Annotated in this window: 12 protein-coding genes; 2 read left to right on the top strand and 10 right to left on the bottom strand. The window is 65.2% G+C overall.

Annotated features, from left to right (window positions below):
* On the bottom strand, positions 1 to 279 hold a 279-nt coding region (locus tag HZZ10_RS06110; RefSeq protein WP_179912836.1), incomplete at its 3' end, for a hypothetical protein.
* 441 nt (positions 280 to 720) lie between these two features.
* Here HZZ10_RS06110 and HZZ10_RS06105 point away from each other — a divergent pair.
* Entirely contained in the window at positions 721 to 951 is a 231-nt protein-coding gene (locus HZZ10_RS06105; protein ID WP_179912835.1) for a hypothetical protein, read from the top strand.
* 37 nt (positions 952 to 988) lie between these two features.
* On the opposite strand, the gene dnaN is transcribed toward HZZ10_RS06105, so the two are convergent.
* The 3 genes from dnaN to HZZ10_RS06090 all read right to left on the bottom strand — a co-directional run bounded on the left by dnaN (position 989) and on the right by HZZ10_RS06090 (position 3,846).
* A complete protein-coding gene (gene dnaN, locus HZZ10_RS06100) occupies positions 989 to 2,104 on the bottom strand; it encodes a DNA polymerase III subunit beta (RefSeq protein ID WP_179912834.1) in 1,116 nt (371 codons plus the stop codon).
* A 220-nt stretch (positions 2,105 to 2,324) separates the two neighbouring features.
* On the bottom strand, positions 2,325 to 2,504 hold the full coding sequence (locus tag HZZ10_RS06095) for a hypothetical protein (protein ID WP_179912833.1): 180 nt from the start codon (positions 2,502 to 2,504) through the stop codon (positions 2,325 to 2,327).
* Positions 2,505 to 2,562: 58 nt separating this feature from the next.
* Complete coding sequence (locus HZZ10_RS06090; protein WP_179912832.1) at positions 2,563 to 3,846, bottom strand: replicative DNA helicase; 1,284 nt, start codon at positions 3,844 to 3,846, stop codon at positions 2,563 to 2,565.
* Positions 3,847 to 3,936: 90 nt separating this feature from the next.
* Between HZZ10_RS06090 and HZZ10_RS06085 the strand changes: the two genes are divergently transcribed.
* Complete coding sequence (locus tag HZZ10_RS06085) at positions 3,937 to 4,182, top strand: hypothetical protein (RefSeq protein WP_179912831.1); 246 nt, start codon at positions 3,937 to 3,939, stop codon at positions 4,180 to 4,182.
* A 174-nt stretch (positions 4,183 to 4,356) separates the two neighbouring features.
* Here the strand turns inward: HZZ10_RS06085 and HZZ10_RS06080 are convergent, their stop codons facing one another.
* The 6 genes from HZZ10_RS06080 to HZZ10_RS06055 are packed head-to-tail and all read right to left on the bottom strand — an operon-like array spanning position 4,357 to position 8,192.
* A complete protein-coding gene (locus tag HZZ10_RS06080) occupies positions 4,357 to 5,346 on the bottom strand; it encodes a hypothetical protein (protein ID WP_179912830.1) in 990 nt (329 codons plus the stop codon).
* Positions 5,343 to 5,972 carry a hypothetical protein gene (locus tag HZZ10_RS06075; protein ID WP_179912829.1) on the bottom strand — a complete coding sequence of 210 codons (630 nt, stop codon included), beginning with the start codon at positions 5,970 to 5,972 and terminating at the stop codon, positions 5,343 to 5,345. Before HZZ10_RS06075 ends, HZZ10_RS06080 begins: the two co-directional genes overlap by 4 nt.
* Positions 5,959 to 6,777, bottom strand: a complete 819-nt coding sequence (locus HZZ10_RS06070; protein WP_179912828.1) for a TIGR04255 family protein — start codon at positions 6,775 to 6,777, stop codon at positions 5,959 to 5,961. The genes HZZ10_RS06075 and HZZ10_RS06070 overlap by 14 nt, the downstream gene beginning before the upstream one ends.
* A gap of 40 nt (positions 6,778 to 6,817) precedes the next feature.
* Positions 6,818 to 7,450 carry a DUF2637 domain-containing protein gene (locus HZZ10_RS06065; protein WP_179912827.1) on the bottom strand — a complete coding sequence of 211 codons (633 nt, stop codon included), beginning with the start codon at positions 7,448 to 7,450 and terminating at the stop codon, positions 6,818 to 6,820.
* Complete coding sequence (locus HZZ10_RS06060; protein ID WP_179912826.1) at positions 7,447 to 7,794, bottom strand: hypothetical protein; 348 nt, start codon at positions 7,792 to 7,794, stop codon at positions 7,447 to 7,449. Before HZZ10_RS06060 ends, HZZ10_RS06065 begins: the two co-directional genes overlap by 4 nt.
* Positions 7,791 to 8,192: a hypothetical protein gene (locus tag HZZ10_RS06055; protein WP_218928476.1), complete on the bottom strand. Its 402-nt coding sequence runs from the start codon at positions 8,190 to 8,192 to the stop codon at positions 7,791 to 7,793. The genes HZZ10_RS06060 and HZZ10_RS06055 overlap by 4 nt, the downstream gene beginning before the upstream one ends.
* Positions 8,193 to 8,202: the final 10 nt, after the last annotated feature.

Genomic DNA, 8,202 nt, shown 5'->3' with positions numbered 1-8,202 from the left:
GTGCCCGGTCTCGGGGGTGGGGGACTGGGGGACGGCGTACTCGCGGTAGTCGCCTCCGAGGCCGTGCACGAGGAGGTCGAGGGTCGAGTCGTCGGGGAGCTCGGCGACGAGGCCTGCGGCGCGGGCCGTACCGGAGGCGGTGCCGTCGGGTGCCGGTCCCCAGCGTTCGATGACCCCGGGGACGGTCGACTCGCGGGTGCGCAGAACGACCGCGGGGGAGACGACGCCGTCGCCGTGCTTCGAGGTGTAGTAGACGATGCGTCCGACGGTCGGCTTCACGAGGCTCCTCCAAGCAGTACCCGAGGGGAAACGCAGAACTCCCCCCAGACCTCACCGACTGGTGGGCCTGGGGGGAGTCTCCCCCTGAGGGTGTGAGTGCTTACCGGTACCTACGGGAGGAGCGCACCGAGCAGACGATGCAGGGACCATGGATGGGCGCTTCGACCGATGGTCTGGTGGCTCCGTCTTGGTGTCTCGTTCGTTTCTGGTGGTGCTCAAGTCCTGGCGGTGACCAGCCGAGATATGCATGGGGACGGTCTTCGTCCCCGTTCGGATCGATCAGTAGGGGGAAGCATGAATCGGAAGACTGGATCTCTGCGGCAGCGTTTCGCTGGCTTGGTCATCGCCGCTTCGATCATTGGTGGCGGTTCGGTCGTTGCGGCGCAGCCCGCCGCAGCGGCGAACGCGTGGTCGACCTGTTACTCGCCGTACCAGAAGGCGATGAACGCGACGTCCGGAAGTGTCTCGGACCTCATCTTCCACATCGGCTACGCGAACTGCGCTGCGCAGCTGGCGAACGCCAACAGCAACAACTTTGACCTCTACCGCCACTACTACGACACCTGGCGCGCGCACTACGCGGCGGCGTCCAAGTCGGGCGGAACGGTTGCGATCAAGGCCTGGAAGGCTCTCAGCAAGCAGGGGATCTCCAAGGGGCTCAAGGTCGTCTGACTGATGCTGGACCGGCTGCAGTTTCGGCTGCGGCCGGTCACCCTTGGAAGCGGATCGGCACGAGGAGGTGCCGGTACGCGGTCAGCAGCTCGCCGTCGGCGTTAGACCCGACGAGCTGCACGGGCTTCGCCGGGTGGTTGATGCCGAACTGGACGTCCTGGGTGTCAAGGGCGTGCAGGGCCTCGGCGAGGAACTGGGGGTTGAACGCCAGCGTGGTGTTCGCTCCCGAGAGCGGAGCGCCAGTCACCGTGGCGTCGAGGGCCTCGGAGGCCGTCGCGTCCTCGCCCTGTCCGGCCATGACGGACACGGTCCCGTCCTCGAAGACGAGGCGCACGGGGATGCCGCGGTCGGCGACGAGCGAGACGCGCTTCACGGCCGCGGCGAGGTCGGCGACGTTCACGAGGGCGGTCACCGCAACGGCGTCGGGGAAGAGGCGGCGCACCGGCGGGTAGTCGCCGTCGATGAGCTGCGTGGTCGACGTGCGGGTTCCGTCGGAGAAGCCGAGGACCCCGTGACCGTTGGTCGTGACGTGCACGTCGCCCTGGAGCTGCTTCGACGCCTCGGTGAGGGCCTTGGCCCGGATGAGGTAGGTGTCCTCGACCGTTCCGTCCCAGGGGAGCTCGCGGACGGCGAGGCGGTAGCGGTCGGTTGCCATGAGCGTCAGGCACCCCGGGGTGGCCTCGACCATGATGCCGGTGAGCAGCGGGAGCGTCTCGTCGCGGGAGACGGCGACGGCGACCTGGGCGACGGCGTGCTCGAAGGCGTGCCCGGTGATGGTCCCGAGGTCGTTCGCCGCGGTGGGCAGGGCTGGGAACTCGTCGAGGGGCATTGTGAGGAGGCGGAACTTCGAGGAGCCGCAGCGCACGTGGATGAGCGCGCCGTCGGTCTCGAGGGTGACGGGCTTGTTCGGCAGGGACTTGGCGATCTCGGCGAGGAGGCGACCGGAGACGATCGCGCGGCCTTCGGTGGCGACGTCGGCGGTGACGGTCGTCGTGGCGGAGGTCTCGTAGTCGAAGGCGGACAGGGCCAGGCGTCCGTCGGCGGCGTGGAGGACGACGCCGGCGAGGATCGGGTTGGCTGGTCGGCCGGGGATGGTGCGGGCGACGAACGCGACTGCGTCGGAGAAGGTCGTCTTGTCGATGGTGAGCTTCATCGGGGGTCCCTGGGGGTGGTGTCGGGGCGGGTGTTGCCGGATCGGTCGGTGCTGTCGTTTGCGCCCGTGGGGTCGTTGCTGGCTCCGCAGCGCTCGCACTTCCACCAGGGGCAGCTGGGGGAGTCGCAGTGCTTGGCGGTGCCCAGCGACCGGGCGCGGTTGCACGCGGTGCAGAGCGCGCCGGCGCGGGGGTCGGTCGGGCGGGGGATGGTGCCGTCGGTCATGAGGCGTCCTTCGGGGTGATGTCGCGGGTGTAGGCGTCGACGGAGATGAGGCCGCGGATGTAGGCGGAGCGGGAGAGGTCACCGCGGGCGGCGTCGACGAGGGCGGCGCCGGTGGGGGTGAAGCGCACGGGGATGGTCACGGTGCGTGATTCGTCGAGGTCGGGTGGTCGGGCCATGCGGCCAGAGTCGGCCCGGGGGTGTTACGTGTGACGGGATGGGTTCCGTGGCACCGAATCAGGCGGCGGCGTCGACGATCCGCGAGTAGTGCAGCTGGTGGACCAGGGCGATCGTGTCGGTCGGGCCGTTGCGCTGTTTCGCCACGATCAGGTCGAGCTCGCCGGCCCGGGGCGACTCGGCCTCGTAGTAGTCGGGCCGGTAGAGCAGCACGACGGTGTCGGCGTCGTTCTCCAGGCTCCCGGACTCACGCAGGTCGGACAGCAGCGGGGTGTGGTCGACCCGCATCTCGGGGCCGCGGCCGAGCTGGGCTGCGGTGACGACCGGGATGCCCGCGGCCTTCGCGGTGAGCTTGAGCCCACGGGTGAACTCCTCGAGGCCCTGGCGGCGCTCGACCTTCGGGTTCATCGTGCCCAGCTGGACGTAGTCGAGGACGAGCAGGTCGGGCTGGTGGGTCTTGATCGCGGCGCGGATGTCGGAGACGGTCGCTGTGGGGTCGTCGACGATGTGCAGGTCGGCCTCGCGGATGCGCACGGTCGCCTTCGCGATCCGGTCCCAGTCCTCGGCGGTGAGGTCTCGGGCCTGGATGCGGGACAGGTGCACGCGGGACTCGGCGGCCAGGAGGCGCTTGAGGATCTCCTCGCGGCTCATCTCCAGCGACCAGAGGATGACGGACTTGCCCTGGCGGATCGCGACGTCGCGAGCGAGGTCGACGCACATGACGGACTTGCCGGCCCCTGGTCGGGCGGCGACGAGGATGAGCTGGCCCGGGGTGAGGGGGTTCAGGCATCGGCGGGTCGTGCGGTAGGGCCACTCAAGGCCCGATGGCTGATCGCGCTGCTCGAGGTCGTCGATGACGTCGTCGATGAAGTCCGAGACCCTGGTCGCGCGCTCGTCGACGGTTGGTCGGTACGCGGCCTCAATCTCGGCGAGGGCCAGGGCGGCGAGCTCGCGGGGGCTGATGGCACCGTCGGAGGCGAGCTGGGTGACGCGCTGCCCGGCCATCGTCATGCGGCGCAGGACCCCGGTCTCAGCAACGATGCGGGCGTGCTCGCGGATCGCGGCAGGGTTGATGCCCGCTCCGATCAGGTCGGCGATGACCAGCAGCCCACCAACCCGCTGGAGATCACCGGAGCGCTTCAGGGCCGCTGGGAGCGTGTGCTCGTCGACGCTCTGCCCGGAGTCGTGGAGGGAGAGCATCGCGTCCCAGATGGTCTCGTGCGCGGGGACGTAGAAGTCCTCTGGTCGCACGACCGTCACGGCGGTCGCCATGGCTGCGGGGGAGTTCAGGCATGCTCCGAGGACGGCCTTCTCGGCGTCTGGGTTCGTCTGTGGGTCTGGCACGAGCGCATCCTCCGGGAGGCGGTGTGGGCGTTGACCTGGGTGTCTCCAGGCTCGACGAGTAATCGAACGTGTGTTCGATAGGGTGTGCGGATGGTTGACAAGATCCCGCTCCGCGCGATGGCGTACTCGCTCAGCCCGCTGGCGGTCGGAGACCCGATCACGCGCCCCGAGCGAGGCGTCCCTGTCCGGGTGTGGGTGCACACCTCGGACGGTGACTCTCAGGTCGAGGGAGAGGCGACTGCGTGGTCGCCGAAGGCCGTGCACGTGCGGTACTTCGACCAGCACGGCAGAGAAGGGTTCGTGTGGGTCTGGGCGTCAGCGGTGACGCGGCAGTGAGCTCTCAACGGAGAAATTCTGCTCCGAGTGCAGGCTCCTCTGGCCTTTCGAACCCTTGGGAGGGTGCCTAGGTGGCGAGCCTTCTATTCCTGCGGGTGTTGAGATCAGTCGTTGACCAAGCACCCTTGAAGTGTGGGATGAAGGAGTCGTGAGACCAGAATTTCTAATCCGGCTCTAAGGGCGAATCAAGGTCGAAGATAGATGGCTCAGGTCCAATGATTCGGAGGTGACGAATGACAGCATTGTGAATTCGTCGATCGCTACAGCATCTACTTCGACCGTGATTTCTGAGTCGGACCCCACCTCGCAAATCTTGGAGACTAGAGACCGGAATGCGAACCAGAGGTCGTCGAGCTCCCGGGTCGCCAGAGCCTCCGGTTCGTCCTTAATGTTGCTCAGTTCCAGACACACCTCCTCAAGTTCCTCCTGAGGCGACCTGCCATGTAGATTTCTAAGTACCGCTTTCTCAGAGTCCTTAATGTGCCGGCCGGTCGGCGAAACAGCTTCCAACTTGAATGCGATTCGGTTCCTAATTGGCAAGGGCCGCGGGCCTTCAACCATATCTAGCGGAAGGTGACCGGGGTCGAGGATGAAATACAGGGTGAGACTTGCGTCTGGCGCGAACCAGTCATCAGCCGAGACGCGCATTTCATGAATCCACGAAACTACTTTCGCCAGATTGGAGTTGCGCGCACTCTTGCCTCGAAGCAGTGTCTGGATCGGCTGCAATGCAGGGACGATGTGGTCGGGGAAGGCGAAGCGGCCGAATTTTCGTGCAATGCACTGTGCAAAATCGCGAACTTCTTTGTTGTCGGTGCCGTCGATTAGGGCCTTGGTTCTGAGTCCAGAGAGGTCCGATTTTCGTACCGTTGCAATGAGGTCCAGATCCAAAAATTCGTTTCGCCCTAAGGAGGGCATCGGAATCCAGCGTGCCGAGTTGCCACGTTTTAGAGTGCCAGCTCTGCTAGGCTCTTCCACCGATACTCTCGCAACCTGAACGTACTCACGCGTCGGAATCACCACGTCGCAGGTCTGTGAAATCAGCACTACACCTTCGTTGCACTGGATTTCAACTGGCTTGCCGTCTTCGGTGATGAATATCTTCTTCAGATCGAAGTGGTCCCCTTGCCGCCACTCTCCAGCGGCATCACAATCGCTCGTCATCGCTCGCTGACGTCCAGCCCCATGCGTTGCGAAACGGACACAACAGGCTGGAGGACGAGCCTGTCCTCTCGGAATGCTCCGAGCATCTCTGAGAACCCGGAAAGAGCTTGTGGGGAAAGAACCTCTTTCTTTCGCTGCTCAGGTGTCATGTGTCGACTCTCCGCGATGGCGGCATCGAGAAGCATCAATTTCTCCAGGTTCTTGGAGTTCATATTTCCTCCAGATGACCAATGGTGCACCGCTCGTCGGGACACGTTGAACAGTTTTGCCATTTGATCCCAAGTGAAATCTATCGCGGCGCGCGCATCGTTGAGCATAGCGGAATGGTCTAGTGGTTCCGGCTCTGTCGCGATGGTCTGGAAAGGCAAGGTTACGGGAGGGCGAACGAGTTCGGTTTGATTTGGAGCATGCGCAAACCAGCCAGACGGAACTCCGAAGGTGGCGCCATATTGGGCGCCGCTCGCTGGCGCTCCTGAACTCGAAGCGAATACCACCAGGATTCCAACACTGGCGGTGAAGGCCTTTGTCTTTTGAAAATTGAAAAGCGAGGAGCAGGTCGTTCCTGCTTCTAGGGGTGCTTCTCTTTGTTCGCCTCTCCAGGCCCCCTCCTTTTCAAGAGTTTGCATTTGTCTCCCCTCCGAAATGTGTAGTAAATCGATCGGTTGTGACAGTACGCATAAAGCGGTATGCCGATTGAGCTAGCCTTCTTGCTTCTGCCACAATTGCTTCAGTATCGAAGGGAAGGCGAGCTTCGCGGAATGCATCGATATCAAGAACCCAGCTCTTGTTCTCGGAAGGAGGCAAGGTCGGATCGACGGTTGAGTTCGGGGCTAGTTGCGCCCATCGGGCAACTAGCATCCCGGACTCAATTCCGAAGGCGGACTCACCGGTGCTTTGAAGGAAAGTGACGCTGTCGTCAGTCGGGACATTGATTCCGCCGAGCACGAGGGGCGTAACTAGCTCGCTCAACACCGCGTAGTCTTCTGGGCGGTCAATCCGATTGGTGTATCTGTAGCCGATGCGCACAACCCTCGGAATGTTCACGCATTGCTTCCAGGCGTCCAAAATGGCGGTCAAGCGCTCGGTGAAGTCGTCGCGGGATAGGTAGGCTGACGTTTCCAATGAGATGTGCCCATCAGCAACGCTGACCTTCCATGCGTCGTCAGCGGAGACAAACTGATGAATTCTGCCTCCGTCTTGCTGCTTGACGCCATCGGGAGTCACCAAAAATGAAACTTCCTGTTGAGTCTCCCGAAGCGGGTAGGTCGATCCGATGAGGGGGGCGAAGGTGGAGACGGTGTTCTCCAGGTCGAATGAGGTCATGGGCGCCCAACGGATCTGGGCCAGGACGCGGACCAGTGGGGAGCGAGTCAAGTGGATCGCTCGGATCGGCTCTGAACCGAACGTGGTGAGCTCATCATCTTGGTTCATGCTTCACACTCTAGTTCACAGTCGCTTCTCATCGCTGGATCTACACACGACTTGCTGTCAGCCGTGTGACGTTGTGGACGGTCGACTTGGACAGCCCGACCCGGTCAGCGACCTTTCGGACGGACAGGCCCTGGGCGTAGAGCTCGACGATGGCCGCGCGCTGCTCGTCAGTGAGCGAAGGGACCACGCGGGGCGGCTCGCTCTCGTCGGCGTCCGGGGTGTCCTGGGTGTCCACGTCCACGGTGTCCGCGGGGCGCGCGACGATCAGGTCCGCGATGGTGTGCGTCGCGAGCAGCACCCCGACCGGGAACAACCCGGCCAGGATCGAGCCGAGGGCGCCCTGCCATCCGCCCGGGCCGGCATCCCACGCGTGAGAGCCGTTGGACGCCACGGACACGGCCGTCCACAGCGTCAGCCACGTCCACGCCCGCCCCTGTCCCTCACCGCGGGCTCGGGCGGCGAGGGCGGCGTAGGTGTAGACGAGGATCGCGCCGTCGATGAAGACGGGCAGCGCCCACGCGAGGTGCGGCGGCACGGCAGCCCAGGGGGCGATCGCGGACAGGCCGGCGAAGGACAGCGTGAAGCTGATGGCCGCGAGGCCGCTGGTGAGCACGACGGCGACCAGGAGCGCGGGCTTCGTGTCGGGATTGATGCGGGCCGGTCGGGCGGTCATGAGGCGAGCCGGACGGCCGCGCAGATCGCGTCCTCGCAGTACGCCCAGTTCGGGGTGTGGTCCTCGTCGTGCGCGCGGCGCGCGGCGTCGACGACGTCCTCCGCGGTCTCGACCACCTGGCGGTCGTCGGTGTAGCCGCACTCGCCCTCGCAGTCGTCCGAGCCGACCCGGACGGTCTCAGGGCGCGGCCACTCGACGGACAGGGTGACGACGCCGTTGCCGAGCTGTCTCGGCAGCGCGTGCCCGGCGATGGTGATCTGCTCGTCGGTCAGGGCGGTGACGAGGCCCTGCACGTGCACGACGAGGTCGGCGGTCTTGCCCACCTCGTAGGTCGATCCGGTCATGGTCGGGTCCCTTCGGGGACGGAGGCCGGTGCGACCCCCGTGACGGTGATGGCGACGCGCACCCCGGCCGTGCCCGGCGCGCGCAGCACCGGGTCGACGTCGTGAGCGTTAAACCGCGTCTGGTAGATGTGCTCGTCGGAGTCGTCGCCGAGAGCGCCTGCGTCGACGAGGCCGTCGATCGCGGCCTTGATGGTCGGGTACCAGTTCGGGGAGTCGCGGCGTCCGCGGCGGCCGAACGTCAGCTGGACGACGACCTCAACGGGCGCCGGGATCTGGTCCGTGCCCTGCGCGACGGCAGCGAAGCGGTCGCGGATTCTGCGGGACTTCACGGGGCGGACCCGTGGATGCGCGTCGATCCTCCGGTTGGAGTTCATGACGGCATCCACGGGCAGCGTCACCGTGAAAGTC

Source organism: Sanguibacter inulinus (assembly GCF_013415325.1).
GTDB classification, from domain to species: domain Bacteria; phylum Actinomycetota; class Actinomycetes; order Actinomycetales; family Cellulomonadaceae; genus Sanguibacter; species Sanguibacter inulinus.
Note: the sequence above shows the minus strand (reverse complement) of the source record. Positions and strands in the feature narration are given on the sequence as shown.